Below are 26,366 nucleotides of genomic sequence, written 5' to 3' on the forward strand. Positions count from 1 at the left end.
CGGGCCTAGCGTGACCGTGCCCAGCGGCCGCGGCCCAGCTGGTTCGCGGCGTGGCCCACCCATTCCAGCGGTCCGCGCCAGGCCTGTGCCGCGAAAACGCCGCCAATGACCAGCGCGGCGACCGCCTGGGCCAAGTAAACGCCTTCCGTGCTCCACCCGGCGGGCAGCGGGTGTCCGTGCAGGGACGCCATCAGGCACACATGCGCCGTATACAGACTCAGGGTCAGGGCGCCGGCGCCGCGGAGCGGGAGCAGCGGGTCCAACTGCACCCAGTCGGCGAGCCGTGCCAGCAGCAGGCAGAAACCCACCACCGCGGCGGCGACCCCAGAGGTGTGCAGCAGGTCCAGCGTGGTGCCAGAATGCGGGGCGCTCGACGCCAGCCACCAGACGGAACCAGACTGGTCGATGCCCGCGAGGTTCACCTGCAACAGGCTCGCCAGCGGATAGGCCGGATCGCCCACCTTCTCCTGCAGCGCCGCCCGGCCGCCCCAGTCCTCCATCAGCACCACGCTCAGCCACTTGGCGAGAACCGCGGCGATGGTTCCGGCGGCCAGCAGCAGCCAGGGAACGGCCGCCTTGGCCAGCGCCAGCCGACCGATCGCCAGGCCGATCAGCAGGTAGGCGAGCCATTGCAGCACAGGGTAGTACCCGGTCAGGAACACGTCGCCGAGCAGCCGCGCCGGAGTGGCCAGATCCTCCCAGCCGGGGTTGTGGCCGAGCCGGAGGGGCGGTTCGGCGGACAACAGCCATGGCCGCAGGAGATAGGCCAGGACCGGGGTTGCCAGCAACCAGGCCGCCGCCAGGGTCCAGAGGCGTTTCGCGCGGAGGCCGACGAACGGCAGCACACAGAGAAACAGCAGGGCGTAGTTGACCAGGATGACCGCGATGTTGACCTCCAGGCCGCCGAGGGAAAGCCCGACGGCGCCCACGACGAGTGCCCGGAGCGCTATGCCGCGGCGGGCCGCCCATAACTCCGCGCCCTCCAGCGGGCGCTCCTTTCCGGTGGACAGCGCCAGGCCGATCCCCGCGAGCACGGCAAAGAGTGCGGCCGCGCGGCCGGAGAACGTGAGGCCGACCAAGGTCGGGGTGAGCTGCGGATCGGTTTCGAAGGTGGGGAGCACGTGGGTCGCCATCATGCCCAGCAGCGCCAGCCCCCGGGCTGCGTCGACGCCGGTAAGCCGGGGCGCCGCCGCCTTGGCACTGGCGGTCCTTGAAGTCGTAGCCATACCGCGCGAGGTCATCTTCTGATCGTCTCATGTACCGCCGGCCCCGGCCCGTCGCCGGGGCTGCGCCGGCAGGGGTGGCTGTTCGGGTACAGCGGCAAAGCAGTCCTTGTATTCGAATATATGTTCGAATAACATGGCCAGCATGAACAATGCATCAGAGCCGGGCCCCGAAGTCCGCCAGACGGCCGCATTCCACCAGACAGCCGGTTTCCACCAGACGGCCGGTTTCCATCAGACTGCCGCTCCTCTCAAGGCAGCTGGCGCCGTAGATACCACCGGCGTCCTCAAGGCCATGAGCCCGGGTGTGGTGGATTTCCTCTTCCGGCGCCTGGTCGCGGGGGAGGCCGCCGAAGACGTCCAGTGGCATCGTGAAGGGACGGCCCTGTCCGCCCAGGCGCCCGGCGCCGAACTGGCCCGCCGGCTCGCCGAGACCGACCTCGAGGCGCTCACCCCTACGGAGCTGTTCCACTACGTCCGTGCCGCGCAGCGGCTCTCGGCCTGGGCTGAGGCGTTGCGCGAGGAGGCTGTGAGCCGCTACTGCGCCGTTCCCCCGGGGCGTCCCGGAACCCCGGCAGACGCGGCGCGGGAGGGCTGAATTTGACGCGCATCACTCCGTCGCCATTGTCCTAACAAGCCACGGACAAGGTAACGTTTTTCCTATGGCTGACTCTGACATTCGCTCTTACACGTTTGGAACCCTTGTGACCGCCATGGTCACTCCGTTCACCAACGACGGTGAGGTCGACTATCAGCAGTCCGCAGAGCTGGCCAACAAGCTCGTCGACGACGGCAACGACGCCCTCGTAATCTCCGGCACCACGGGTGAAACCTCGACGCTGGAAGATGACGAAAAGGAAAAGCTGTTCCGCGTCATCGTCGAGGCCGTGGGGGACCGGGCCAAGGTCATCGCCGGCACCGGCACCAACCACACCTCGCACTCGATCGAGATGGCCAAGCGGGCCGCCAAGGCCGGCGCGCACGGCCAGCTGATCGTCACCCCCTACTACAACAAGCCGAGCCAGGCCGGGATCCAGGCCCACATCGAGGCCGTCGCCGACGCCGCGGACCTGCCCGTCATGGTCTACGACATCCCGGGCCGTGCCGGTGTGCCGATCCTGCCCGAGACCATGATCCGGCTCGCGGACCACCCCCGCGTCATCGCCCTCAAGGACGCCAAGGCCGACTTCGCCGCGGTCACGCGCGTGATGGCGAACACCGAACTGGATGTCTACTCCGGAGACGACGGGCTGACCCTGCCGTGGATGGCGGCCGGCGCCGTCGGGCTGGTCAGCGTCTCGGCGCACGTGGCCACCAAGCAGTTCCGTGCGATGATCGATGCCGCACTTGCAGGCGATTTTGCCACCGCCCGCACCATACATTTCGAACTGGACCCAGTGGTCCGTGCAGTGATGACCCATATCCAGGGTGCTGTTGCTGCGAAGCAAGTTCTTAAGTGGCAGGGAGTCCTGCCCAACTCGGTTGTCCGTTTGCCCCTCGTGGAGCCGGGCGAAGCCGAGATCGAAACGATCCGCGAGGACTTGGCGGAAGCAGGACTCGTCTTCTCCTGATCCGGCCCTGCCTGATCGAACAGAAGATCCCTCCTGCTCCGCCTGGAAAGTAGTGCACTATGACCCAAACCGCCCTTCCCGGCCTTGTCACGCCGCCGAAACTGCCCAAGAACACCCTGCGGATCGTTCCGCTTGGCGGCCTCGGGGAGATTGGCCGCAACATGACTGTCTTCGAAATCGACGGCAAGCTGCTCATCGTTGACTGCGGCGTCCTCTTCCCGGAAGAGACCCAGCCCGGCGTTGACCTGATCCTGCCCGATTTCTCCTACATCGAGAACCGCATGGACGACATCGTCGCCGTCATCCTCACGCACGGCCACGAGGACCACATTGGTGCCGTCCCGTACCTGCTGCGCCTGCGCAACGACATCCCCATCGTCGGCTCGCAGTTGACGCTGGCCCTGATCGAGGCGAAGCTCCTGGAACACCGGATCAAGCCGAACACCCAGATCGTGAGTGAGGGCCAGATCCAGAAGCTCGGCCCCTTCGAGTGCGAATTCGTAGCCGTCAACCACTCGATCCCGGACGCCCTCGCCGTCTTCCTGCGCACCTCCGGCGGCACCGTGCTGCACACCGGCGACTTCAAGATGGACCAGCTTCCCCTCGACGGCCGAATCACCGACCTGCGCCACTTCGCCAAGCTCGGCGAAGAAGGCGTAGATCTGTTCATGTCCGACTCCACGAACGCCGACGTCCCCGGCTTCACCACCGCGGAAAAGGAAATCGGCCCCACCCTGGACCGGCTCTTCGGCCAGGCGTCCAAGCGCATCATCGTGGCGTCGTTCTCCTCGCACGTGCACCGCGTCCAGCAGGTCCTCGACGCCGCCGCGAACCACAACCGCAAGGTGGCCTTCGTCGGCCGCTCCATGGTCCGCAACATGGCCATCGCCGCCAAGCTCGGCTACCTCGAGGTGCCGGCGGGCATCCTCGTCGACATCAAGAACATCGACAATCTGCCGGATAACCGCGTGGTCCTGATGTCCACCGGCTCCCAGGGCGAGCCGATGGCGGCGCTGTCCCGCATGGCGAACGGCGACCACCGCGTCATCGTCGGCCAAGGCGACACCGTGATCCTCGCGTCCAGCCTCATCCCGGGCAACGAAAACGCCGTCTTCCGCATCATCAACGGCCTGCTCAAGCTCGGCGCGGACGTCATCCACAAGGGCAACGCCAAGGTACACGTCTCCGGCCACGCGGCCGCGGGCGAGCTTCTTTACTGCTACAACATCCTTGAGCCGCTCAACGCGATGCCGGTGCACGGCGAGACGCGCCACCTGATCGCCAACGGCAAGATCGCCCTCGAGTCGGGCGTCCCGGAGGAAAGCATCCTGCTGGCGGACAACGGCACCGTCATCGACCTCCGCGACCACCAGGCCGACGTCGTCGGCCAGGTCGAGGTCGGCTTTGTCTACGTTGACGGCTCCAGCGTCGGCGAAGTCACCGAAGCGGACCTCAAGGACCGCCAGACCCTGGGCGACGAGGGCTTCATCTCGATCATCACGGTCATCCACCGTGCCACCGGCAAGGTGGTCTCCGGGCCGGAGATCCACGCCCGCGGCGTGGCCGAGGACGATTCCGTTTTCGACGAGATCATCCCCAAGATCAACGCCGCACTCGAGGAAGCCGTACAGAACCGGGACCACACCTCGCAGCAGCTCCAGCAGGTTGTCCGCCGCGTCGTCGGTACCTGGGTCAACCGCAAGCTGCGCCGCAAGCCCATGATCATCCCGGTGGTCCTGGAGGCGTAGGCCCGCGCCCGGCCAGGCAAAAGCACAGCCCGGCAACGAGCACGGCACACGAGCTGCAAGGAAACGGCCCTCCCCGCCGGCACCGCCTTCCCGGCGGCGCCGCCGGGGAGGGCCGTTTCCGTTGCCAGGAAGCCCCCTGGGCGCGGTGGCGGCGGGGAAACCAGCCGCCCGGGCGGTTCAACATGAACCCCGCCTGCCCCGGAAATCCGCGGTTTTCCGCCCGGCGTCGGGTACCGTTGCGGGTATGGCGACACGCACCTCCTCCGCGCCTAGAGGCAACTCCAGCGGCAACTCACGCGGCAATTCAAAGAGCACCACCGGCGGCTCTGCAGGCCGGGGCTCGGGCGCAGCTGCGTCCAAGACCAGCCGTCCGCAGGGAACCGCGCGCACCCGGCAGCTTGCCGCCGTCGAACCGCGGCAGCCGTGGCTGGTGCGGATTGTGGCCGGGGCCTGGCTGGGGGTAGGCCATGTGGTGGGCGCCGGTATCCGCCGGATCGGCCACGATGTCAGCGACCTCGACCCGGCCGACCGCCGCGACGGCGCCGCCCTGTTCAACCTCGCGCTCGGCGTCTTCATTGCCACCTTCGCCTGGTGGGGCTTCCAAGGCTGGCTCCCGGACCTGGTCTTCGGAGTCGTCAACGGCACCTTCGGCTGGATGTCCCTGCTGCTGCCGCTGATGCTCTTCGTTTGCGCCTTCCGGCTCTTTCGCCAGCCGGTCGACGGCCGCGGCAACAACCGGATCGGCATCGGCTTCCTCATCATGACCTTCGCCGGCAGCGGCCTGGCGCACATCATCGGCGGCCAGCCGACCGTCGCCGACGGCTTCGACGGGCTCCGCCGCGCAGGCGGCATGCTCGGCTACCTCGCCGCCGCCCCGCTGGCGACCATCCACGCCGCCGTGCCCGTCGCGCTCTACAGCCTGCTGGCCTTCACCTCGCTGCTCATCGTCACGGCCACACCTTTCGGCGCCATCCCGTCCCGGCTGCGCGGCGCCTACGAGCACCTGATGGGCATCGACCTGCAGGACTACCCGGACGAAGCCGGGAACGGCGCCCACGACCGCAGCTACCTGTACGAGAACGACGCCCCCGCACCCAAGAAGAAGCGCAAGCGCCTGTTCGGCAAGGACGACGACGGCGACGCCCGGCTGGAAGGCTACGTCGGCGACGAAGCCTTCGAACACGCCGTCGTCGACGACGACGAAACGACCGCAGGCGCCGCCGGCACAAAGGCAGGCGGCAAGGCCGCCAAGGCCGTGGCGCCCGGCGTCCGGCGGCCCACACAGGCCGAAATCGCCGTCGAAAAGATCAAGGCGGCCCAGGGCCTTGGCAGCACCGCGGCCGGCGCCGCGGCGGAGAACGCCACCGAGGCGATCCCGCTCGTCACCCCCGGCATGGTCGCCGCCGGATCCCTGAACCCCTCCCCGAACGCCGGCGCCGCCGCTCCCAAGGTCCCCGCGAACCCGGTTGCCCCGGCGCCGCCGCCCACCCCGATCCCGCAGCGCACCGAACAGCTCTCGCTCGCCGGCGACGTCACCTACACGCTGCCGGCGTCGGACATGCTCACCCCCGGCTCCATCCCCAAGGAACGCACCGAGGCCAACGACGCGATCGTCGCCTCGCTGACCGAGACGCTCACCCAGTTCAACGTCGATGCCCAGGTCACCGGCTTCAGCCGCGGACCCACCGTGACCCGCTACGAAATCGAACTGTCCCCGGGCACCAAGGTGGAGCGCGTCACCGCCCTGTCCAAGAACATCTCCTACGCCGTCGCGAGCTCGGACGTGCGCATCCTGAGCCCCATCCCGGGCAAGTCGGCCATCGGCATCGAGATCCCCAACACGGACCGCGAGACGGTGTCGCTCGGCGATGTGCTGCGCAGCCAGAACGCGCGCCGTACGGACCACCCCATGGTCATGGGCGTCGGCAAGGACGTCGAGGGCGGCTACGTCGTCGCCAACCTCGCGAAGATGCCGCACCTGCTCGTGGCCGGCGCCACCGGTGCCGGTAAGTCCTCGTTCGTGAACTCGATGATCACCTCGATCCTGATGCGCGCCACCCCGGACGAGGTCCGCATGGTCATGGTGGACCCCAAGCGGGTGGAGCTGACCGCCTACGAGGGCGTCCCGCACCTGATCACCCCGATCATCACCAACCCCAAGAAGGCCGCCGAGGCGCTGCAATGGGTGGTCCGAGAAATGGACGCCCGCTACGACGACCTCGCCAACTACGGCTTCAAGCACATCGACGACTTCAACAAGGCGGTCCGGGCCGGAAAGGTCCACCCGCCGGAGGGCTCCAAGCGCGTCATCCGCCCGTACCCGTACCTGCTGGTGATCGTGGACGAACTCGCCGACCTCATGATGGTGGCCCCGCGCGACGTCGAAGACTCCATCGTCCGCATCACCCAGCTCGCCCGCGCCGCCGGCATCCACCTGGTGCTCGCCACGCAGCGGCCCTCCGTCGACGTCGTCACCGGCCTGATCAAGGCCAACGTCCCGTCCCGCATGGCCTTCGCCACCTCCTCCGTGACCGACTCCCGCGTGGTCCTGGACCAGCCCGGCGCCGAGAAGCTGATCGGCCAGGGCGACGCGCTCTTCCTGCCGATGGGTGCCTCCAAGGCGATGCGCGTGCAGGGCGCCTGGGTGACCGAGTCCGAAATCCATAAGGTCGTCGAACACGTCAAGGGCCAGCTCAAGGCCGTCTACCGGGACGACGTTGCCCCCGAGGCGCAGAAGAAGCAGATCGACGACGACATCGGAGACGACCTCGAGGTCCTGCTGCAGGCCACCGAGCTCGTCGTCACCACGCAGTTCGGCTCGACGTCGATGCTGCAGCGCAAGCTCCGGGTCGGCTTCGCCAAGGCCGGCCGCCTGATGGACCTGCTGGAGTCCAGGGGAGTGGTGGGCCCCTCAGAGGGCTCCAAGGCCCGCGACGTCCTGGTCAAGCCGGACGACCTTGCCGCGGTCCTGGCCGCCATGAAGGGCCAGGACGGCCCGGTCGCCACCGATTCGCAGACGGCCGCGCTGAGCGAGAACGCAAACGCCAACATCGCCCAGGGCGGCTACGCGGAGGACCTGGTGGCCGCCGACCTGGACAACCGCACCCAGAGCGTCGACTACTACGACGGCGCCGACGGCCCCGGCGACGACGACGAGGGTTCCGAGGACGCCTGGTCGCTGACCGGACGGTAGCCGGCGGCGAGACGGTAGCCTAGGAAGGTGACTAGCGCCGAAACCAACGCCGGGTCCGCCCCGCGGATCTGGAACCTGCCCAACATCCTCACGATGCTGCGGATCGCGCTGGTGCCGTTTTTCGTCTGGTTCCTCCTCGCCGATGCCCCGGGCCTGGACGCGCAGAACGGCGCGTGGCGCTGGGCCGCCGTCGTCGTCTTCGCGGTGGCGATCTACACTGACAAGCTCGACGGCGACATCGCGCGCAGCCGCGGGCTAATCACCGACTTCGGCAAGATCGCGGACCCGATCGCGGACAAACTGCTGATCGGCTCGGCCCTGGTGATGCTTTCCCTGCTCGGCGAACTGCCCTGGTGGGTCACGGTCCTGATTCTCGTCCGCGAGTGGGGCGTCACGGCGCTGCGCTTCTTCGTGATCCGCTACGGCGTGATTCCGGCATCCCGCGGCGGCAAGCTCAAGACCGTCGTGCAGACCGCGGCGATCTTCCTGTACGTGATGCCGCTGGCCTCGATTGCGCCGTGGCTGGGATTCCTGGCCTTCGCGGTCATGATGGCCGCCCTGGCGATCACGGTCTGGACCGGCGCCGAATATGTCGTTGAAGCCCTCAAGCTGCGCGCCAGCGGCATCCGGGCCAAAAAGCAGCAGGTCCAGGAGGGGACGCCATGAGCAATCCGCAGCAAAACGCCCACCCGGGGCTGCACCCGAATCTGCACCGACTCGCCGAGCAGGCTGTGGCCCGCGCCATTGAGCGCGGGCTGACCGTGGCCACGGCTGAGTCGCTCACCGCCGGAATGGTGGCCGCCGTGCTGGCCGATACCCCCGGTGCGTCCGGCATGCTGCAGGGCGGTGTGGTCGCCTATGCGAACTCGGTCAAGGCCAGCATCCTGGGCGTGTCCCGCGAACTCCTCGACGCCGCCGGGTCGGTGGACGGTCAGGTTGCCGCGGCGATGGCCGCCGGTGCGCGCACCGCGTGCGGTACCGACGTCGCCGTGGCCACCACCGGGGTGGCGGGCCCGGAGGCGCACGACGGCAAGGATGTGGGAACCGTTTTCGTCGGCCTCGCCACGGCAGAAGGCGCGACCTCGTTCGCGTACCACTTCGAGGGGAGCCGCCAGGAGATCCGGGCGCTGGCGTGCGGCGCCGCCCTGGAGCGCCTGCTCGAAGCCCTATCGCCGGCAAGCTACCGCGGGTAAAGTTGCCGGGAACAAAAGTTGATTCCGAATAGTTGTTACATTGTGTCGCCCCCGAATAAGGGTGGCGCCTAGGATGAAATCATCACAACGTTCGCACTAAACCGCGAACAACACATACGAGGGAGCAAGGCGATACAGATGGTAAAGCAGCCCGTATCCGTAAACGGCGTTGTCCGCTGGAAGGATGTGGGCCTCGCCGATCAGGCAAAGAGCGAACAGAAGGAGCGCAAGATGGTTGTACTTCGTCACGAAATCGGTGATGTCCTGCGCGATGTCCGCCAACGCCAAGGCCGTACCCTCCGCGAAGTCTCGCACAGTGCCCGTGTATCCCTGGGCTACCTGAGTGAAGTGGAACGCGGCCAGAAGGAAGCCTCCTCGGAGCTGCTCTCCTCGATCTGCTCGGCCCTCGACGTCCCGTTGTCCAGCATGCTCCGCGAAGTCAGCGACCGCGTCGCCGTGGCCGAGGGCGTAGCGGTACCGGACACCGTGCCCCAGGAATTTGCGCAGCGCTACGGCCGTGACCTGGACCGTGAACTCAACACCGAGCTGAACGACGAGCTGGCCACAGGCCTGCTCTCCGGGGCCCGCTAGCCCCACTCCATTCGATCCAAAGGAAGGTCCCCGGCGGTGTGCCGGGGACCTTTTCCGTGTCCTGGAGCCATATGTTCTGGCCGGTGCTCCTTCGCCGGAGCGGCTTAGAGGCCTTCGTCGCGCGGGAAGCCGTCGCGTTCGTAGGTGGCGTTGAGCTTCGCCATGTAGCCGGCGAAGGCTTCCAGTTCCCCGGCCGGCCACTCTGCCAGCCGTTCGCGGAAGACCTCGCGGCGCGCATCCTGGACCAGGTGCATCTTCTCCTCGCCCTTGGCCGTCAGGCTGATGGCCTGGGCGCGGCCGTCCAGCGGGTCGGCTTCCTTTGATACCAGGCCGAGGCCTTCCAGGAAGGCGACCTGGCGGCTCACCGAGGGCTTGCCGACGCCGATGCAGGAGGCCAGTTCGGTCAGCCGGATGGGGCCCTTGGTCCGAAGGACCGACAGCAGCCCGTACGCCGCAGGCTCCATCTCGGGATGGACTTGGCGGGAGAGCTGCTGCGACATGGAACGGGCACGCCGCCACAGCAGGCTCAACTGGCGCTCGACGGCGGCCAGCGCCTCCTCCGCGGCGGGTTCGCCGGTCCCGGAAATTGGCGCCGGATCCGGGGCGGCGTCGCTTGGGTTGCTCATAGCAACCATTCTAGGGTCCGCGCCCGTGAGAGACTTTATCGGTGAGAATCAGCGACTTCTGGCGGCTTATGGACGACGAGTTCGGGGCGGGATATTCCCGGGTCCTCAGCAGCTCCCTGGTGCTGGCGGGTGTGGGCGGACGCACCGCGGACCAGGCGCTGAGCGCGGGCGTACCGCCCAAACAGGTCTGGCTGGCGCTCTGCGATGTCCAGGATGTGCCCGCCGAACGGCGGCTCGGCCGCGACGTTAAGCCGCGCTGACCGGGCCCTCCCCGGCGCCGCGCCGGCACCGGTCCGGCACCGGTCGTCGGGCATCGGACGACTGACACGCCGCTGCGATTGTTCGAATATCTGTTCGGGTCGGGCTATGCTTTTTTCAGAGCGTTATCCACATACGCGACGGCGGCGGCAACTTTGTCAGTGGCTGCCACTAGCGTCAGGGATGACATAACAACGGCCGCGACGGCCACTCTCCAGCGAGAAAGTATTAGAGGTGTGAATCATGGCCGCAGCCCCGGATCGCCAGAAGGCGCTCGACGCAGCGCTAGCCCAGATTGACAAGCAGTTCGGCAAGGGCTCCGTCATGCGCCTGGGCGACGAAGTCCGCGCACCCATCGAGGTCATCCCCACCGGCTCCATCGCACTGGACGTGGCCCTCGGAATTGGCGGCCTGCCCCGCGGCCGCGTCGTCGAGATTTACGGCCCTGAGTCCTCCGGTAAGACCACCGTCGCGCTGCACGCCGTGGCCAACGCCCAGCGCCAGGGCGGCATCGCCGCATTCATCGACGCCGAGCACGCCCTCGACCCGGAATACGCCGCCAAGCTCGGTGTGGACACCGACGCGCTGCTCGTCTCCCAGCCGGACACGGGTGAGCAGGCGCTTGAAATCATGGACATGCTGATCGGCTCCGGCTCGCTGGACGTGATCGTCATCGACTCCGTCGCCGCTCTGGTACCCCGCGCCGAAATCGAAGGCGACATGGGCGACAGCCACGTCGGCCTGCAGGCGCGGCTGATGAGCCAGGCGCTGCGTAAGATCACCGGCCGGTTGAGCCAGACCAAGACCACGGCAATCTTCATCAACCAGCTGCGCGAGAAGATCGGCGTGTTCTTCGGCTCCCCGGAAACCACCACCGGCGGTAAGGCGCTGAAGTTCTACGCCTCGATCCGCATCGACGTCCGCCGCATCCAGACCCTCAAGGAGGGCGCGGACTCTGTCGGCAACCGGACCAAGGCGAAGATCGTCAAGAACAAGATGGCTCCGCCCTTCAAGATCGCCGAATTCGATATCATCTACGGCCAGGGCATCTCCCGCGAGGGCGGCATCATCGATATGGGTGTCGAGCACGGCCTGATCAAGAAGTCCGGCTCGTGGTTCACCTACGACGGGGACCAGCTGGGCCAGGGCATGGAGAACTCCCGGCGATTCCTGCGGGACAACCCGGAACTCGCCGCCGAACTCGAGCGCCTGATCAAGGAAAAGCTCGGCGTCGGCGTCAAGGCCGCCGACCCGGAGGAATCACCGAAGCTGAAGGCCGTTGACGGCTTCTAACAGCCGGGCCTCCGCCGCACGACGCCGTAAGGGGTCAGGATTCTCTTCCCGGAATCCTGGCCCCGGCGTCGTTGACGGCCCCGGCGACCCGCACCGGACCGTGCAGCCGGCGCCCGAGCAGGATGCCGACGCTGATCCCGCCGCCGTGGCACGCGCCGTCGTGCTGCGGCAGCTGACCAACTCGCCCAAGAGCCGGCTGCAGCTTTCCCGCAAGCTGGCCGAGCGCAACATCCCGGACGACGTGGCCGAGGCCGTCCTTGACCGCTTCGAAGAGGTCGGCCTCATCGACGACGCCGAGTTCGCCGATATGTGGGTGCGGAGCAGGTCCCAGACGCGGAAGCTGGCCAAGGGCGCCCTGCGCCGGGAGCTGGCTGAGAAGGGCATCGACGAGGAGACCGCTGCCGGCGCCCTCGAACAGCTCAGTGACGAGGACGAGGAAACCGCAGCGCGGGAACTCGTGGAACGCAAGGTGCGGAACGCGAGGGGACTGAAAGACCGTGCCGAGCGGGACAAAACGGTGCGTCGGCTGGCCTCCATGCTCGCGCGAAAGGGCTACCAGCCGTCGCAGGCCTTCCGGATCGTGGGGGAGGTCCTGGACGCTGCCCTCGAAGAGCAGGACGGCGGTGCCTGATGCGATGCCCTTCGCGGCATCGAAACGAGGCATCCGCGAATACGGCCACGCCGAACCGGTACCCTTAACAGGTGAGTTTGACCATTCCTTCCCCCGCCGCCGGCGGAGCCCCTTATCCGGATGAGACTGGCCCGGCCCGCACCTACCAGGTGCGGACCTTCGGCTGCCAGATGAACGTGCACGACTCCGAGCGGATGTCCGGAATGCTCGAAGCCGCCGGTTACGTCCGCTCCGAAGGCGAACTGGCCGACGTCGTCGTCTTCAACACCTGCGCGGTGCGGGAAAACGCCGACAACAAGCTCTACGGCAACCTCGGCATCCTCCGCCCGGTCAAGGAAGCCAACCCCGGCATGCAGATCGCCGTTGGCGGCTGCCTGGCGCAGAAGGACCGCGAAACCATCCTCAAGAAGGCGCCCTGGGTCGACGCCGTCTTCGGAACGCACAACGTCGGCGCCTTGCCCGCCCTGCTGGACCGCGCACGCCACAATGACGAGGCGCAGCTGGAAATCCTGGAATCGCTCGATGTGTTCCCCTCGACGCTGCCCACCAAGCGTGACTCCGTCTATTCCGGCTGGGTCTCCATCTCGGTCGGCTGCAACAACACCTGCACCTTCTGCATCGTCCCCGCGCTGCGCGGCAAGGAAAAGGACCGCCGGCCCGGCGACATCCTCGCCGAAATCCAGGCCCTCGTCGACGACGGCGCCATCGAAGTCACACTGCTGGGCCAGAACGTGAACTCCTACGGCGTCGAGTTCGGCGACCGGCAGGCGTTCTCCAAGCTGCTGCGCGCCTGCGGCGGGATCCCCGGGCTGGAGCGCGTCCGGTTCACCAGCCCGCACCCGGCCGCCTTCACCGACGACGTCATCGACGCCATGGCCGAGACCCCCAATGTCATGCCGCAACTGCACATGCCGCTGCAGTCCGGCTCGGACAAGGTGCTCCGGGAGATGAAGCGGTCCTACCGTTCCACCAAGTTCCTCGGCATCCTGGACAAGGTCCGGGAGAAGATCCCGCATGCCGCCATCTCCACCGACATCATCGTCGGGTTCCCCGGTGAAACCGAGGAGGACTTCCAGGCCACGCTCGACGTCGTGGAGAAGTCCCGCTTCGCCACCGCCTTCACCTTCCAGTACTCCAAGCGGCCCGGCACGCCTGCCGCGGAACTCCCGGACCAGCTGCCCAAGGCCGTGGTCCAGGAACGCTTCGAACGGCTCACCGCCCTGCAGGACCGGATCGCCGCCGAGGAGAACGCCCGCCAGCTGGGCCGCCGCGTCGAGGTCATGGTGACTGCGCAGTCGGGCCGAAAGGCCGGGGAAACCCACCGCCTCTCCGGCCGCGCCCAGGACCAGCGCCTAGTGCACTTCTCCGCACCGGACGGCGCCGAAGCACCCCGCCCCGGAGACCTCGTCACGGTGACAATCACCGAGGCCGCGGCGTTCCACCTCGTCGCCGACCCGGCCACTGCCGACGACTACAGCCTGCGCCGCTCACGCGCCGGCGACGCCTGGGACCGGTCCCAGGCCGATTCCTGCGGCGCTCCGGCCGCCGGCAGCGGCTCGGGAGGCACATCCGGCGTTTCGCTGGGCATGCCGAGCCTCCCCGTCCGCGGCCGCTAACCCCGTGCCCGCCCCCGCCCCTTACGACGGCCCCGACCCTGCCGGCGCCCCCGACGATTCCGCGGCACCGGGAAACTCCGGCGCCGCGGAACCGACACCGCCGGTCATCGCCGTCGTCGGGCCCACCGGCTCCGGAAAGTCGGATCTGGCTGTCTCGCTGGCACTGGCCCTCGACGGCGAGGTCGTCAACGCCGACGCTATGCAGTTCTACCGCGGCATGGACATCGGTACGGCCAAGATCACCGCCGCCGAACGCCGGGGAGTGCCGCACCACCTCCTGGACATCCTCGACGTGACCGAGGAGGCCAGTGTCTCGGACTTCCAGCAGCAGGCGAGGGCCGTGATTGCGGACATCCACGCCCGGGGCAAACGGGCCATCCTGGCCGGCGGCTCAGGCTTATACGTCCGCGCCGCCCTGGACGTGCTCGAATTCCCCGGAACCGACCCCGCCATCCGGCGCCGCCTGGAAGCGGAGGAGGCAGCGGCCGGCCTCGCGCCGCTGCGTACCCGGCTGGAACTCGTGGATCCGGTCTCGGCCGGGCGGCTGGGTGATGCCCGCCGCGTCATCCGGGCACTGGAGGTCTTCGAACTGACCGGGCGGCCCTTCAGCTCCTTCATGCCCACCCGCGAGTACTTCCAGCCGGCCGTGCAGATCGGGCTCCAGGTGGACCGCGAACAGCTGCGGGCACGCCTAGCCGCCCGGGTTCACGCGATGGTGCAGCAGGGGCTGCTGGCGGAGGTCCGGCGCCTCGACGCCGAAGGGCTGCGCCGCGGCAAGACCGCCTCGCGGGCACTGGGCTACGCGCAGTTCCTGAAAGTCGTCGACGGCGCGGCGGACCAGGAGCAGGCCGCCGAAGAGACCATTGTCGCCACCCGGCAGTTCGCCCGGCGCCAGCTCACCTGGTTCCGCGCCGACCCCCGGATCAACTGGCTTGACTGGCAGGACCCCGGACTGCTGGCGAAGGCCACTGCGCTCTCCCGCTGAAGATCTCCCGCTGAAGCCACCGCCAAAGATCCATCGCTACGGATCCCGGCGCTGCGGCTTTTGACGGGGTGGCCGGTGTCACGGTTCCGTCCCGGCCCGGCCGGAACGGTAACCTTGGAGCATGGACGAAACCCTTGCCACGGCCGCTGACCACCATGCTGCTTCAGGCACTGCCGCGCTCGGCGGCCTGAAGTTCTCGAAGGGCCACGGAACCGGCAACGACTTCGTCCTGATCGCGGACCCCAACGGTGCCCTCTCCGTCACCCCGGAGCAGGTCGCCGCCCTCTGCGACCGCCACCGCGGCATCGGTGGCGACGGACTCATCCGCGCCGTTCCCTCCCGGCTGCTCGCCGAAGGCCGGGAGCTGCTTGCCGACCACCCCGCGGCCGAATGGTTCATGGACTACCGCAACGGTGACGGCTCGCTGTCGGAAATGTGCGGCAACGGCGTCCGCGTCTTCGTCCACTTCCTCATCAACGAGGGACTGGTCGACCTGCCGGCCGGCGAGTCGCTCACCATCGGAACCCGCGGCGGTGTGAAGACCGTGGTCCGCACCGCGGCCGGCTACGCCGTGGACATGGGCCCCTGGGAGTTCATCTTCCCGGGAGAAGCAACCGCGCGGGCCATGGATTCGCTGGTCAGCGCCGACGGTCTGGAAGTCGCCAGGCCCGCGCTGTCCGTAAGCATGGGGAACCCGCACACCGTGGTCGCGCTGGCGGAACTCGCGGAACTCGACGCCACGGACCTCTTCAGGGCACCCCGCGTCGACCCGGTGCCGCCGCACGGGACCAACGTTGAGTTCGTCGTGCCGTCCGAGCCGCTCGTTCACGACGGTGTCGGGACCATCACCATGCGCGTGCACGAAAGGGGAGTGGGGGAGACCCTGTCCTGCGGGACCGGCGCCTGCGCCGCCGCCGTCGCGATCCGGCACTGGGCCGGCCAGGGCGCCCCGGACACCTGGAACGTTGCGGTTCCCGGCGGCGTCGTCGGCGTGAAATTCTTCCTCGCCGCGGACGGCCACGAGCACGTGGAGCTTAGCGGCCCGGCCGTGATCGTTGCTAGCGGGACGCTTTCCTGACCCGCAGGATCCGGAAGGATTTTGACGTGCTCTCGCGGGTGACGCTGAAGCTGCTGTCGAGCTCCGCCGTCAGCCAGCGCTGAAGCGAATCCGAACCAAGGTTCTTCTGGACCACCAGCCAGGCCGACCCGCCCGGGGCAAGGCGCGGCAGCCAAAGCAGCAGCAGGGCGTGGAGTTCGTCCTTGCCGATCCGGATGGGCGGGTTGGACCAGATCGTGTCGAAGCGCAGTTCCGGGTCGACGTCCCCGGGTGCGCTGGCCGTGACATTCTCCAGCCCCAGCAGGGCTGCATTTTCATTCGTCAGCGCCACGCAGCGCTCATTGACATCCACCGCATAAACCCGGGCATGGGGCGCCCTCAGGGCCATGGTCAGCGCGATCGGCCCCCAGCCGCAGCCGATGTCCAGCAGGTTTCCCTGCGGTGCCGGGGCCGGGACGTCGGCCAGCAGGACGGCGGTCCCTTTATCGATTCCATCCGGGCTGAAGATTCCCGAGGACGTCTGCAGTTGCCGCTGCTCGCCGGCAAGCTCCACGGTCAGTGGCTTGCGGGTGAACGGCCCGGCGGGCTGGGCGCTGAAATAGTGTGCAGACTCCATAACTGGCCAGATTAGTTGGCGGTCCGGCGGTATGGGAAACCGGCCCGGACACGCCAGCGACCGGCACAGCCCCGCCGCGCCGTGGCCACCGCACGGTCTGCTAATCTTAAAAACATGATCCTTAACTTCAAGTAACCGGCACGGGCCTTCGATTCGTTGTCGAATGTCCCGTCCCCGCAGCGACGCAGGTAGTTACCTTCCGCTCAGTGCGCCCCCTCCGTGATGCAAACATCACCCGCTGGCGCCAGACCACTTGGAGTCAAGCCTTGAAGCCAAAGGGCTTTAAACCAAAGCAGTGCCCGGCAGCAGTTGCCGCAGTGCTGAACGGACCGTTTCTCACCGCCACACGGCGCCATCAGACGCCATTCCCCTCCCATATCCACCGCCCCGCTCCCTTGTTTAGCGCTTTGCCAGGGAGCCCCGCCCGGCCAGCGGCGCCGCAGCCGCCAGGCAACCCAGGAGGCACGGATGACCAATAGTCGTCAGCCCAGCGCGAATACCGCGCCACGAAACACCGAACAGCACTATTCTGAAGTTGTAGACCCTTCAAAGGAGACCATGACCAGTCAGCCCAACACCGGACCCGATTCAGCCGCCCAGGACATGAGCCCTGCGGAAATCCAGGCTGTCATCGACCGGATCCTCTCCAAAGACGCCCCCGCCCCGAAGACCGGACGCAGCGCCGACGCCGGGCACCCCGGCGAGTCCAAGGCGGTGTTCGGCAAGGCCCAGGCGATTTCGCGGCTGGATGAGGAACACAGCAGCTACGACGGCGACCAACAGGACCTCGAGGAGCGCCACGCGCTGCGCCGAACCGCAGGCCTGTCGACGGAACTCGAAGATGTCACCGAAGTCGAGTACCGGCAGCTGCGCCTCGAGCGCGTTGTGCTTGCCGGGCTTTGGACAGAAGGCACCCTCGCCGATGCCGAGAACTCCCTGCGCGAACTGGCAGCCCTCGCGGAAACGGCCGGTTCCGAGGTGCTCGACGGGCTCGTCCAGCGCCGCGCCAAGCCCGACCCTGGCACCTTCCTGGGCTCCGGCAAGGCCCAGGAGCTCAAGGACATCGTGATGTCCACCGGCGCCGACACGGTGGTGGTCGACGCCGAACTCGCCCCCTCCCAGCGCCGCAGCCTGGAAGACATCGTCAAGGTCAAAGTCATCGACCGCACGGCCCTGATCCTGGACATCTTCGCCCAGCACGCCAAGAGCCGCGAGGGCAAGGCCCAGGTGGAACTGGCGCAGCTCGAATACCTGCTCCCGCGCCTGCGCGGCTGGGGTGAGTCGATGTCCCGCCAGGCCGGGGGCCAGGTGGGCGGCGCCGGAGCCGGCATGGGTTCGCGCGGCCCCGGTGAAACCAAGATCGAGCTGGACCGCCGCCGGATCCGCACCCGGATGGCCAAGCTGCGGCGCGAAATCGCCGCGATGAAGCCGGCCCGGGAAACGAAGCGGGCCAACCGGCGTCGTAATGCCGTGCCGTCGGTGGCGATCGCCGGCTACACCAACGCCGGTAAGTCCTCGCTGCTGAACCGCCTGACCGACGCCGGCGTCCTGGTGGAGAACGCCCTGTTCGCCACCCTGGACCCGACGGTCCGCAAGGCCGAAACCTCGGACGGCCTGGGGTACACCCTCGCCGACACCGTGGGCTTTGTCCGCTCGCTGCCGACCCAGCTGGTGGAGGCCTTCCGCTCCACCCTGGAGGAGGTCGCCGACTCGGACCTGATCCTGCACGTCGTCGACGTCTCCCACCCAGATCCGGAGGGCCAGATTGCGGCCGTCCGCAAGGTGTTCAGCGAAGTCGACGCCCGCAAGGTGCCGGAAATCATCGTCCTGAACAAGGCCGACGCCGCCGACCCGTTCGTGATCGAACGGCTCAAGCAGCGCGAGCCGCGCCACGTTGTGGTCTCGGCCCGCACCGGGGAAGGCATCTCGGAGCTGCTCAAGGCCATCAGCGAGGGCATTCCGCGGCCCAGCGTCAAGATGGAACTGATGATCCCGTACAACCGCGGGGACCTGCTCAGCAAGCTGCACGAGACCGACGCCGAGATCATCAGCCTCGACCACGAGGAGACCGGCACCCGAGCCGTGGTGATGGTGCGCGAGGGGCTCGCGGCCGAACTGGATTCCTTCGTCAGCAATGACTGAACCAGCGGAGGCTGAAGGGGCGGCCGCGCCGTCCCAAAGCGGCCCGTCCGGCAGCAGCCCGTCCGAAAGCGGCCCGGCTAAAGACAAGGTTAAAAGCGGCCCGTCCGGCGAGCAGTTCGTGGTTGAACTGCTCGACCGGGCGGTCGCCGGCATGGGCGGCCAGAGCCGCGACGGCCAGCACGAAATGGCACGGCAGGTGGCGCGAGCGATCGAGACCGGCGACCACCTGCTGGTCCAGGCCGGCACCGGCACCGGCAAATCCCTGGCCTACCTGATTCCGCTGATCGCCCACTCGCTGGTCAGCGACAAGCCCACCCTTGTCTCCACCGCCACCCTGGCACTTCAGACCCAGATTGTCGGCAGGGACCTGCCCCGGCTGCTCAAGACCATCACCCCGGCCCTGGAGCGGCCGGTGAAGGTCGCACTGGTCAAGGGCCGGTCCAACTATGTCTGCCGCCATAAGCTCGAAGGCGGCTTCCCCTCCGAGGAACCGTCCGAGGGCCAACTGTTCTCCCTCGGCGAGGACACCTCGGTGCCGCACTTCGCCGCCGCGATGGGCGGCCCGTCCTCGCAACTCGGCAAGGAAGTGGTCCGGCTCCGCGAATGGGCCGAGGACACCCACACCGGGGACCGCGACGAGCTCATGCCGGGCGTGACCGACCGTGCCTGGCGGCAGGTCTCCGTTACGTCCATGGAGTGCCTGGGCGCGCAGAAGTGCCCGCTCGCCGCCGAATGCTTCAGCGAACTCGCCCGCCAGAACGCCGCCGATGCCGATGTGGTGGTTACCAACCACGCCATGCTGGCCGTCAGCGCCTTCGAGGGCCTGGCCGTGCTGCCCGAATACGACGTCGTGGTGGTGGACGAGGCGCACGAACTGCAGGACCGGGTCACGGGCGCCGTGTCCGGCCAGCTGTCCGTGGCCATGGTCCACGCCGCCGCCTCCGGCGCCCGCAAGCACACCGGGATCACGGTAGATGCGCTCAATAACGCCGCGTCCAACCTTGAGCTCGCCATCGAGGGCGTTCCCAGCGGGCTGATGCCGAACGGACTGAACAGCGAACAGCTCGACTGCGTGGACCAGCTGCGCGACGCCTGCCGCGCCGCGCTCTCCGATTCAAAGGGGGACAGCGCCAACACGGCCGACGGCGGCCGGCAGCTTGCGCGGTCCCGGCTGATGGTGATCCTGGAACTGTGCGAACGGCTCCTGGCCGCCAAGGAGAACCGCGAGGTGGTCTGGTTCTCCCGCAACAGCAGCTTCGACCCGCAACAGGGCTACTCGCAGCCCGATGACTCCGCGCCGGCCCTGATCAACATCGCCCCGCTCAGCGTCGCCGGTCGGCTCCGCGAGGGACTGTTCGCCGACCATACAGTCGTCCTGACATCGGCAACCCTGGCGATCGGTTCGGCTTTCGAGCCGGCGGCCGGAGGGCTCGGCCTGGTGGGCCCGGGCGCACCCAGCTGGACGGGCGTCGACGTCGGTTCGCCCTTCGAATATCCGAAGCAAGGCATCCTCTACGTTGCCAAGCACCTGCCCAAGCCGGGCCGGGGAACATCCCCGGAAGCCCTCGATGAGCTCGAGAAGCTGATCCGTGCCTCCGGCGGCGGCGCCCTGTGTCTCTTCTCTTCCCGGCGCGCCGCCGAGGAGGCGGCCGAGGCGATGCGTCCCCGGCTGGGCCTGAGCATTCTCTGCCAAGGCGAGTCGACCATGACCGCGCTCGTGAAGCAGTTCGCCGATGAGCCGGACACCTGTCTCTTTGGCACCATGTCGCTCTGGCAGGGTGTCGACGTGCCCGGGAACTCCTGCCGCCTGGTAGTGATCGACAGGATCCCGTTCCCGCGGCCGGACGATCCATTGATGACCGCCCGCTCCCGGGCTGTGGCCCAGTCCGGCGGCAACGGCTTCATGAGCGTCTCGGCGACCCACGCGGCCATCCGCCTCGCCCAGGGCGCCGGCCGGCTGATCCGTTCGACGTCGGACAAGGGCGTGGTGGCGGTCCTCGATTCCAGGCTGTCCACCGAACGGTACGGAGCGTTCCTCCGGGCCGCCCTGCCCCCCTTCTGGCCCACTACCGACACCTCGGTGGCCTTGGCCGCCCTGGAACGCCTCGCCAAGGAGAGCCCCGCCAAGCAGCCCGCCACGTAACCGGTGAAGCGGCCCGCCAAGCAGGCTGCCGCCGGCCGGGGCCGGGCCGGGGGTATGTGGGCCGGCGCTTGCGTTCCCGCCCGCTTTTTCCGCGCCCGGGACCGGCACTGCCGGGTCACCGCGGCACCGCGCGGGCGGGCGCGCCGTCAGTGTGCCAAGAACCGGGCGGGAGCGCAGAAGGCCCCGTCCGGAACTGCGGACGGGGCCTTCGAGCTGCCGGGAGATGGGCCGGCCGGAGAGTGGTGTGGCAGGGGCGCTACAGGGAGCGCAGCACCGAGACGACCTTGCCCATAATGACGGCATGGTCGCCGAGGATCGGCTCGTACTGGGTGTTCTGCGGGAGCAGCCAGGTGTGGCCGTCCCGCTGGCGGAACGTCTTGACCGTTGCCTCGTCATCGAGCAGGGCGGCCACGATGTCCCCGTTGACGGCATCGTTCTGACGCCGGACGACGACCCAGTCGCCGTCGCAGATGGCGGCGTCGATCATCGAATCGCCTGCCACCCGGAGCATAAACAGTTCGCCGTGGCCCACCAGTTGGCGCGGCAGGGGCATCACGTCCTCCACCACCTGATCGGCCAGGATCGGCCCGCCGGCGGCGATACGGCCCACGAACGGCACCATGGCCGTGTCCGTGGCGCTGGCAAGCTCCGAGACGGCGAGGCCGCCGACAGCCCGCAGGCCGCTGGACTTCTCCACGCCGGAAATCCTGGTCGTGCCTTCATCCAGTGTCAGCGGCATGAGGACTTCCATGGCGCGCGGCCGCTTGGGGTCCCGCCGCAGGTAGCCGAGCTTTTCCAGTTGCGAGAGCTGGTGGGTGACGCTGGAGAGGCTGGCGAGCCCTACCGTGTCGCCGATCTCGCGCATCGAGGGCGGGTAACCGTTGTCCGTCACGGAACGCTGGATGGTCTCCAGGATCTTTTTCTGCCGGACGGTCAGGCTTTTCGGCGCCCGGCCGGTTTGGGGGCTGCGCTGGGAAGCCCTCCCGCCGGCGGCTTGTGCTGCCATGTTCGCCATGCCTTTCCATTCCGCCCGGCCGCTGTGGCTACCGGGACCTGCCGAGCTGAAAATGTCAGACCCCGCTGATCAACTGATGTTCATCAACACAAGTGGTTGTCCTGTGATTCAAAAGTAGGCCAGCCAACAAGGTTTTTCAAACATTTGTTCTAGCGAGTCTCGACAATGTTCGTTCATAAGTGCTAAAACAGGAATAGCAATGTTCGAATATGTGTTCGAAGCTCCACCCTTGGTCCGGTCCACTGGTTTCGGTTCTGTGTTCGAAGTTTCGGGTTCGAGGGTTCGCATTCAAGGGTTTTGCGTTTGAAGGTTAGGCCGGTTGGCGGCAGGTACGAGGAGTACGCCGGGCGGCACAGGTATTTCCAGTGGCACAGATAAGTCCAGGAGGGCTCAGCTCATGTCAGCAGTAAGCGCTATTTCCGGTTCGCTGGTTTCCATCCCCATGGAGGCCGCACCCGCGGCACCAGCCCGGCAGGCTCGGCTGCGGCTGACCCGCCGCGGCCGGTTCGTCTTCTTCGGGCTGCCGCTGGTTCTGTTGGCCGTCCTCGTCCTGTCACTGTCCGGCTTCCTGAATGCTCCGGCCAAGGCCGCCGACTCGGCCGCGGAGCTCTCGCTCACCCCGACGGTCACCGTCACGGTCCAGCCGGGGGAGTCCCTCTGGGCCATCGCCGGTGCCGTCGCCCCGGAGCGCGACCCCCGTGACGTGGTCGCCGACATCGTTCAGCTCAACAACCTCGGAGCCGCCCGCGTCCTCCCCGGCCAGCAGCTCTACGTACCCTCCAAGTAAGCCCTACCTGGGCGAGTGGCGCGCCGGGCCATCGGTGCCGCCGGGCGGCCATTCGCGGTCACAGTTTCGGGGCGGGGCCGGGTCTCACTTAAACTGGGCAAGTGACTGACCAGCTAGAGCGCCTCAACCGACTGCCCCTCCGGACCAATCTGCGGGGACTGCGCCCCTACGGTGCGCCCCAACTGGATGTCCCCATCCTGCTGAACGTCAACGAAAACACCCACGGAGTCCCGGCGGACGTCCGCGCCGCCATAGCCGAAGCCGTGACGGAGGCCGCTGCGGGACTGAACCGGTACCCGGACCGCGAGTTCACCGAACTGCGGGAAGCCCTCGCCGAGTATCTCGGCCACGGACTGGATGCCACCAACATCTGGGCAGCAAATGGCTCGAACGAAGTACTGCAGCAAATCCTCCAGGCCTTCGGTGGCCCGGGACGCACCGCGCTCGGCTTCCCTCCCACTTACTCGATGTACCCGCTGCTCGCCGCTGGCACAGACACCGAATACATCGTCGGTGTACGCGCCGAGGACTACGGGCTGAGCGCCGACTCGGCGGCCCGCCAGGTCCGGGAGCTGAAGCCCAATGTCGTCTTCCTCTGTTCGCCGAACAACCCCACCGGCACAGGCCTGGGGCTTGACGTGGTCGAGGCGGTCTACGAGGCCGGAGAAGCAAGCCAGACCATCGTCATCGTCGACGAGGCCTACCACGAGTTCGCCCACGACGGGACGCCCAGCGCCCTGGCGTTGCTGCCCGGCCGGGAGCGGCTGATCGTCTCACGCACCATGAGCAAGGCCTTCGCCCTGGCCGGCGCCCGGCTCGGCTACATGGCGGCGGCGCCGGAGGTGACGGATGCCCTGCGGCTGGTCCGGCTGCCGTATCACCTCTCCGCCATCACCCAGGCGACGGCGCTGGCCGCCCTGCACCACCGCGTCGCGCTGATGGCCGACGTCGAGGACATCAAGCGCCAGCGGGACCGGATCGTGACGGAGTTGACCCGGATGGGCCTCAAGCCGGCCGCTTCGGATTCGAACTACGTTTTCTTCGGCGGCCTCGAGAACCCGCACGAGACCTGGCAGGGTCTGCTCGACGCCGGCGTCCTCATCCGCGACGTCGGCATTCCCGGCCACCTCCGCGTGACCGCCGGAACTGAGACGGAAACCACAGCGTTTCTGGAAGCCCTGGAACGGATCCTGACCGGCCACGAAGTGCAGTCCGCCTAGACTTAAGCCAGGACCCACGCACACCGCCCCGTTCGCCGGGCGCCCGCCACATCCAAAGGACACCCACATGAGCAACACCGGATCAGCCGCTGCCCGGACCGCACGCATGGAGCGGACCACCAGCGAATCCTCCGTCCTGGTCGAGATCAACCTTGACGGCACCGGCGTCTCGGACATCAGCACCTCGGTACCGTTCTACGACCACATGCTGACCGCGCTGAGCAAGCACTCGCTGATCGACATGACGGTCAAGGCCACGGGCGACACCCACATCGACGTCCACCACACCGTGGAAGACGTCGCCATCACCTTCGGCGAGGTCCTCCGCACGGCGCTGGGCAATAAGGCCGGCATCCGCCGCTTCGGCGAGGCCACGGTCCCGCTGGATGAGGCGCTCGCGCAGGCCGTCGTCGACGTCTCCGGCCGGCCCTACCTGGTACACGCCGGCGAACCGGCCGGCCAGGAATACCACCTGATCGGCGGACACTTCACCGGGTCCCTGACCCGGCACGTCTTCGAAGCCATCACCCTGCACGCCGGGATCTGCCTGCACATGAATGTCACTGCCGGCCGGGACCCGCACCACATCGTCGAGGCCCAGTTCAAAGCCTTCGCCCGTGCGCTCCGGGCCGCCGTGGAGCCGGATCCCCGCGTCGAGGGCATTCCCTCCACCAAGGGCGCACTGTGACCGGCAAGGTGCTCCGGGACGGCGCCATCATCGACCCCGACGCCGCGAGGAAGCCGGCTTCGCCGGAGGGCAAGCCCACCGTCACCGTGCTCGACTACGGTTCCGGCAACGTCCGCTCGGCCGTCCGCGCCCTGGAACGCGCCGGCGCCGAGGTCATCCTCAGCTCCAAGCCCGAAGACGTGCTCAACGCCGACGGGCTCGTTGTCCCCGGCGTCGGTGCCTTCGAAACCGTCATGAACGAGCTCAAGGCCGTTGACGCCGTACGCATGATCGGCCGCCGCGTCGCCGGCGGCCGCCCCGTGCTCGCGATCTGCGTCGGGCTGCAGGTCCTGTTCGAAGCCGGCGTGGAACACGGCACCGTCGCCGAAGGCATGGGGGAGTGGCCCGGCAAGGTCGAGCTCCTCCCGGCCGAGGTCGTGCCGCACATGGGCTGGAACACGGTCACCGTGCCGGAGGGCTCCCGGCTCTTCGCCGGCGTCGAGAACGAGCGCTTCTACTTCGTGCACTCCTACGGCGTCCAGCACTGGGACTTCGACGTGATCCAGCCGCGCATGGCGGCCCCGCTCGTTACCTGGTCCGAGCACGGCGCCCCGTTCATCGCGGCGGTGGAAAACGGCCCGTTGTGCGCCACCCAGTTCCACCCGGAGAAGTCTGGCGACGCCGGTGCGCGCCTGCTGCGCAACTGGGTCGACAGCCTGCGTGGCGGCGCCAAAGCCCGCACCGGCCAGGCCGGCACCCCGGAACAGACCGCCTAGATGTGGTCCCTAGTCCTGATGGGCCTCGCCGGCCTGCTCGTCGGCGGCGCCTTGTCCTTCCGCCAGCAGAAAAGCCCGCTGTGGGTCCAGATCGTCTTCTACTTCCTGGCCGGGATGTCGCTGCTGGCCGCCTGGCTCTTGACCTTGCCGGGAAACTGACCCCTGCCGGGAAACTGGCCCCAGCCGGAAAACTGACCGGCCCGCAAGCACGCTCCCTATCCCGACCTGCCGCCCCAACACCGTGAGGACCCTACGATGACCACCGAAACCCCGCTGCCGGTACTCGAGCTGCTCCCCGCCGTCGACGTCGTCAACGGCCAGGCCGTGCGCCTGGTCCAGGGCGAAGCCGGCAGCGAAACCAGCTACGGCACGCCGCTGGAAGCCGCGCTCAACTGGCAGGAACAGGGCGCCGAATGGGTCCACCTCGTTGACCTCGACGCCGCCTTCGGCCGAGGCTCCAACGCCGAACTGCTGCGCGAAGTCGTGGGCCGGCTGGACATCAAGGTCGAGCTCTCCGGCGGCCTGCGCGACGACGAGTCCCTGGAAAAGGCCCTGGAGCTCGGCGTCGCCCGGGTAAACCTGGGCACCGCGGCGCTGGAGAATCCCGAGTGGACGCAGCGGGTGATCGAGCGCTTCGGCGACAAGATCGCCGTCGGCCTCGACGTCCGCGGCACCACCCTCGCCGGCCGCGGCTGGACCAAGGAAGGCGGCGACCTCTGGGAGGTCCTCGGCCGCCTCGAAGAGGCCGGCTGCGCCCGCTACGTCGTCACCGACGTCACCAAGGACGGCACCTTGCAGGGACCCAACGTGGAGCTGCTGCGCCAAATGGTGGAGAAGACCGGCAAACCCGTCGTGGCTTCCGGCGGCATCTCCAGCCTCGAAGACCTCAAGGTCCTGCGCTCCCTCGTGCCGCTCGGCGTCGAGGGCGCCATCGTCGGCAAGGCCCTCTACAACGGGAACTTCACGCTGCCCGAGGCCCTCGACGTCGCCGGCCGCCGCTAGGCACGTCCCAGCC

General features: G+C 68.0%; 25 protein-coding genes. 21 read left to right on the forward strand and 4 right to left on the reverse strand.

Annotated elements, in window-relative coordinates:
- Window positions 1–5 precede the first annotated feature (5 nt).
- Complete coding sequence (locus AB4Y91_RS15905) at window positions 6–1,241, reverse strand: heparan-alpha-glucosaminide N-acetyltransferase domain-containing protein (protein ID WP_441419395.1); 1,236 nt, start codon at window positions 1,239–1,241, stop codon at window positions 6–8.
- 127 nt (window positions 1,242–1,368) lie between these two features.
- On the opposite strand from AB4Y91_RS15905, the gene AB4Y91_RS15910 reads away from it, so the two are divergent.
- The 7 genes from AB4Y91_RS15910 to AB4Y91_RS15940 all read left to right on the forward strand — a co-directional run bounded on the left by AB4Y91_RS15910 (window position 1,369) and on the right by AB4Y91_RS15940 (window position 9,519).
- On the forward strand, window positions 1,369–1,821 hold the full coding sequence (locus tag AB4Y91_RS15910) for a hypothetical protein (RefSeq protein WP_441419396.1): 453 nt from the start codon (window positions 1,369–1,371) through the stop codon (window positions 1,819–1,821).
- A 64-nt stretch (window positions 1,822–1,885) separates the two neighbouring features.
- Window positions 1,886–2,794 (forward strand): 4-hydroxy-tetrahydrodipicolinate synthase, encoded by a 909-nt coding sequence (gene dapA, locus AB4Y91_RS15915; RefSeq protein ID WP_441419397.1) that lies wholly within the window; start codon window positions 1,886–1,888, stop codon window positions 2,792–2,794.
- A gap of 59 nt (window positions 2,795–2,853) precedes the next feature.
- Window positions 2,854–4,542, forward strand: coding sequence for a ribonuclease J (locus tag AB4Y91_RS15920; RefSeq protein ID WP_441419398.1), 1,689 nt, complete (start codon window positions 2,854–2,856; stop codon window positions 4,540–4,542).
- A gap of 244 nt (window positions 4,543–4,786) precedes the next feature.
- Window positions 4,787–7,735 (forward strand): DNA translocase FtsK, encoded by a 2,949-nt coding sequence (locus tag AB4Y91_RS15925; RefSeq protein ID WP_441419399.1) that lies wholly within the window; start codon window positions 4,787–4,789, stop codon window positions 7,733–7,735.
- Between the two features lie 93 nt (window positions 7,736–7,828).
- A complete protein-coding gene (locus tag AB4Y91_RS15930; protein ID WP_441419450.1) occupies window positions 7,829–8,401 on the forward strand; it encodes a CDP-alcohol phosphatidyltransferase family protein in 573 nt (190 codons plus the stop codon).
- Complete coding sequence (locus AB4Y91_RS15935; protein ID WP_441419400.1) at window positions 8,398–8,928, forward strand: CinA family protein; 531 nt, start codon at window positions 8,398–8,400, stop codon at window positions 8,926–8,928. Before AB4Y91_RS15930 ends, AB4Y91_RS15935 begins: the two co-directional genes overlap by 4 nt.
- 138 nt (window positions 8,929–9,066) lie before the next feature.
- A complete protein-coding gene (locus tag AB4Y91_RS15940; protein WP_138769747.1) occupies window positions 9,067–9,519 on the forward strand; it encodes a helix-turn-helix domain-containing protein in 453 nt (150 codons plus the stop codon).
- A 104-nt stretch (window positions 9,520–9,623) separates the two neighbouring features.
- Here the strand turns inward: AB4Y91_RS15940 and AB4Y91_RS15945 are convergent, their stop codons facing one another.
- The gene (locus AB4Y91_RS15945) at window positions 9,624–10,145 is read right to left on the reverse strand and encodes a MarR family winged helix-turn-helix transcriptional regulator (protein ID WP_441419401.1); all 522 of its coding nucleotides are present in this window, start codon (window positions 10,143–10,145) and stop codon (window positions 9,624–9,626) included.
- Between the two features lie 41 nt (window positions 10,146–10,186).
- Here AB4Y91_RS15945 and AB4Y91_RS15950 point away from each other — a divergent pair, with 41 nt between their 5' ends.
- From AB4Y91_RS15950 to dapF, 6 genes are all read left to right on the forward strand, one after another.
- Complete coding sequence (locus AB4Y91_RS15950) at window positions 10,187–10,405, forward strand: DUF3046 domain-containing protein (protein WP_056740635.1); 219 nt, start codon at window positions 10,187–10,189, stop codon at window positions 10,403–10,405.
- Between the two features lie 241 nt (window positions 10,406–10,646).
- Window positions 10,647–11,696 (forward strand): recombinase RecA, encoded by a 1,050-nt coding sequence (gene recA, locus AB4Y91_RS15955; RefSeq protein WP_138769744.1) that lies wholly within the window; start codon window positions 10,647–10,649, stop codon window positions 11,694–11,696.
- A gap of 145 nt (window positions 11,697–11,841) precedes the next feature.
- On the forward strand, window positions 11,842–12,327 hold the full coding sequence (locus tag AB4Y91_RS15960) for a regulatory protein RecX (protein WP_441419451.1): 486 nt from the start codon (window positions 11,842–11,844) through the stop codon (window positions 12,325–12,327).
- A 71-nt stretch (window positions 12,328–12,398) separates the two neighbouring features.
- Complete coding sequence (gene miaB, locus AB4Y91_RS15965; RefSeq protein WP_441419402.1) at window positions 12,399–13,943, forward strand: tRNA (N6-isopentenyl adenosine(37)-C2)-methylthiotransferase MiaB; 1,545 nt, start codon at window positions 12,399–12,401, stop codon at window positions 13,941–13,943.
- Window positions 13,944–14,049: 106 nt separating this feature from the next.
- Window positions 14,050–14,928 (forward strand): tRNA (adenosine(37)-N6)-dimethylallyltransferase MiaA, encoded by an 879-nt coding sequence (gene miaA / locus AB4Y91_RS15970; protein ID WP_441419452.1) that lies wholly within the window; start codon window positions 14,050–14,052, stop codon window positions 14,926–14,928.
- A 121-nt stretch (window positions 14,929–15,049) separates the two neighbouring features.
- On the forward strand, window positions 15,050–16,006 hold the full coding sequence (dapF, locus tag AB4Y91_RS15975; protein WP_441419403.1) for a diaminopimelate epimerase: 957 nt from the start codon (window positions 15,050–15,052) through the stop codon (window positions 16,004–16,006).
- Here the strand turns inward: dapF and AB4Y91_RS15980 are convergent.
- A complete protein-coding gene (locus AB4Y91_RS15980) occupies window positions 15,987–16,601 on the reverse strand; it encodes a class I SAM-dependent methyltransferase (RefSeq protein ID WP_441419404.1) in 615 nt (204 codons plus the stop codon). The genes dapF and AB4Y91_RS15980 overlap by 20 nt on opposite strands.
- A gap of 558 nt (window positions 16,602–17,159) precedes the next feature.
- Between AB4Y91_RS15980 and hflX the strand changes: the two genes are divergently transcribed.
- Window positions 17,160–18,743 (forward strand): GTPase HflX, encoded by a 1,584-nt coding sequence (gene hflX, locus AB4Y91_RS15985; RefSeq protein ID WP_441419405.1) that lies wholly within the window; start codon window positions 17,160–17,162, stop codon window positions 18,741–18,743.
- A complete protein-coding gene (locus AB4Y91_RS15990) occupies window positions 18,736–20,886 on the forward strand; it encodes an ATP-dependent DNA helicase (RefSeq protein WP_441419406.1) in 2,151 nt (716 codons plus the stop codon). Before hflX ends, AB4Y91_RS15990 begins: the two co-directional genes overlap by 8 nt.
- Before the next feature lie 256 nt (window positions 20,887–21,142).
- Here the strand turns inward: AB4Y91_RS15990 and lexA are convergent, their stop codons facing one another.
- On the reverse strand, window positions 21,143–21,892 hold the full coding sequence (gene lexA / locus AB4Y91_RS15995) for a transcriptional repressor LexA (protein WP_175323240.1): 750 nt from the start codon (window positions 21,890–21,892) through the stop codon (window positions 21,143–21,145).
- Window positions 21,893–22,343: 451 nt separating this feature from the next.
- Between lexA and AB4Y91_RS16000 the strand changes: the two genes are divergently transcribed.
- The 6 genes from AB4Y91_RS16000 (at window position 22,344) to priA (ending at window position 26,353) form a co-directional block, all read left to right on the forward strand.
- A complete protein-coding gene (locus tag AB4Y91_RS16000; protein WP_441419453.1) occupies window positions 22,344–22,688 on the forward strand; it encodes a LysM peptidoglycan-binding domain-containing protein in 345 nt (114 codons plus the stop codon).
- A gap of 101 nt (window positions 22,689–22,789) precedes the next feature.
- Window positions 22,790–23,908 (forward strand): histidinol-phosphate transaminase, encoded by a 1,119-nt coding sequence (locus tag AB4Y91_RS16005; RefSeq protein ID WP_441419407.1) that lies wholly within the window; start codon window positions 22,790–22,792, stop codon window positions 23,906–23,908.
- A 67-nt stretch (window positions 23,909–23,975) separates the two neighbouring features.
- Window positions 23,976–24,596, forward strand: coding sequence for an imidazoleglycerol-phosphate dehydratase HisB (gene hisB / locus AB4Y91_RS16010; RefSeq protein WP_175323243.1), 621 nt, complete (start codon window positions 23,976–23,978; stop codon window positions 24,594–24,596).
- Complete coding sequence (gene hisH, locus AB4Y91_RS16015; protein ID WP_441419408.1) at window positions 24,593–25,351, forward strand: imidazole glycerol phosphate synthase subunit HisH; 759 nt, start codon at window positions 24,593–24,595, stop codon at window positions 25,349–25,351. The genes hisB and hisH overlap by 4 nt, the downstream gene beginning before the upstream one ends.
- The gene (locus AB4Y91_RS16020) at window positions 25,352–25,510 is read left to right on the forward strand and encodes a hypothetical protein (protein WP_441419409.1); all 159 of its coding nucleotides are present in this window, start codon (window positions 25,352–25,354) and stop codon (window positions 25,508–25,510) included. It abuts the gene before it with no gap.
- A 96-nt stretch (window positions 25,511–25,606) separates the two neighbouring features.
- On the forward strand, window positions 25,607–26,353 hold the full coding sequence (priA, locus tag AB4Y91_RS16025) for a bifunctional 1-(5-phosphoribosyl)-5-((5-phosphoribosylamino)methylideneamino)imidazole-4-carboxamide isomerase/phosphoribosylanthranilate isomerase PriA (RefSeq protein ID WP_441419410.1): 747 nt from the start codon (window positions 25,607–25,609) through the stop codon (window positions 26,351–26,353).
- Window positions 26,354–26,366: the final 13 nt, after the last annotated feature.

Source organism: Arthrobacter sp. YAF16 (genome assembly GCF_052113385.1).
Classification (GTDB): Bacteria; Actinomycetota; Actinomycetes; order Actinomycetales; family Micrococcaceae; genus Arthrobacter.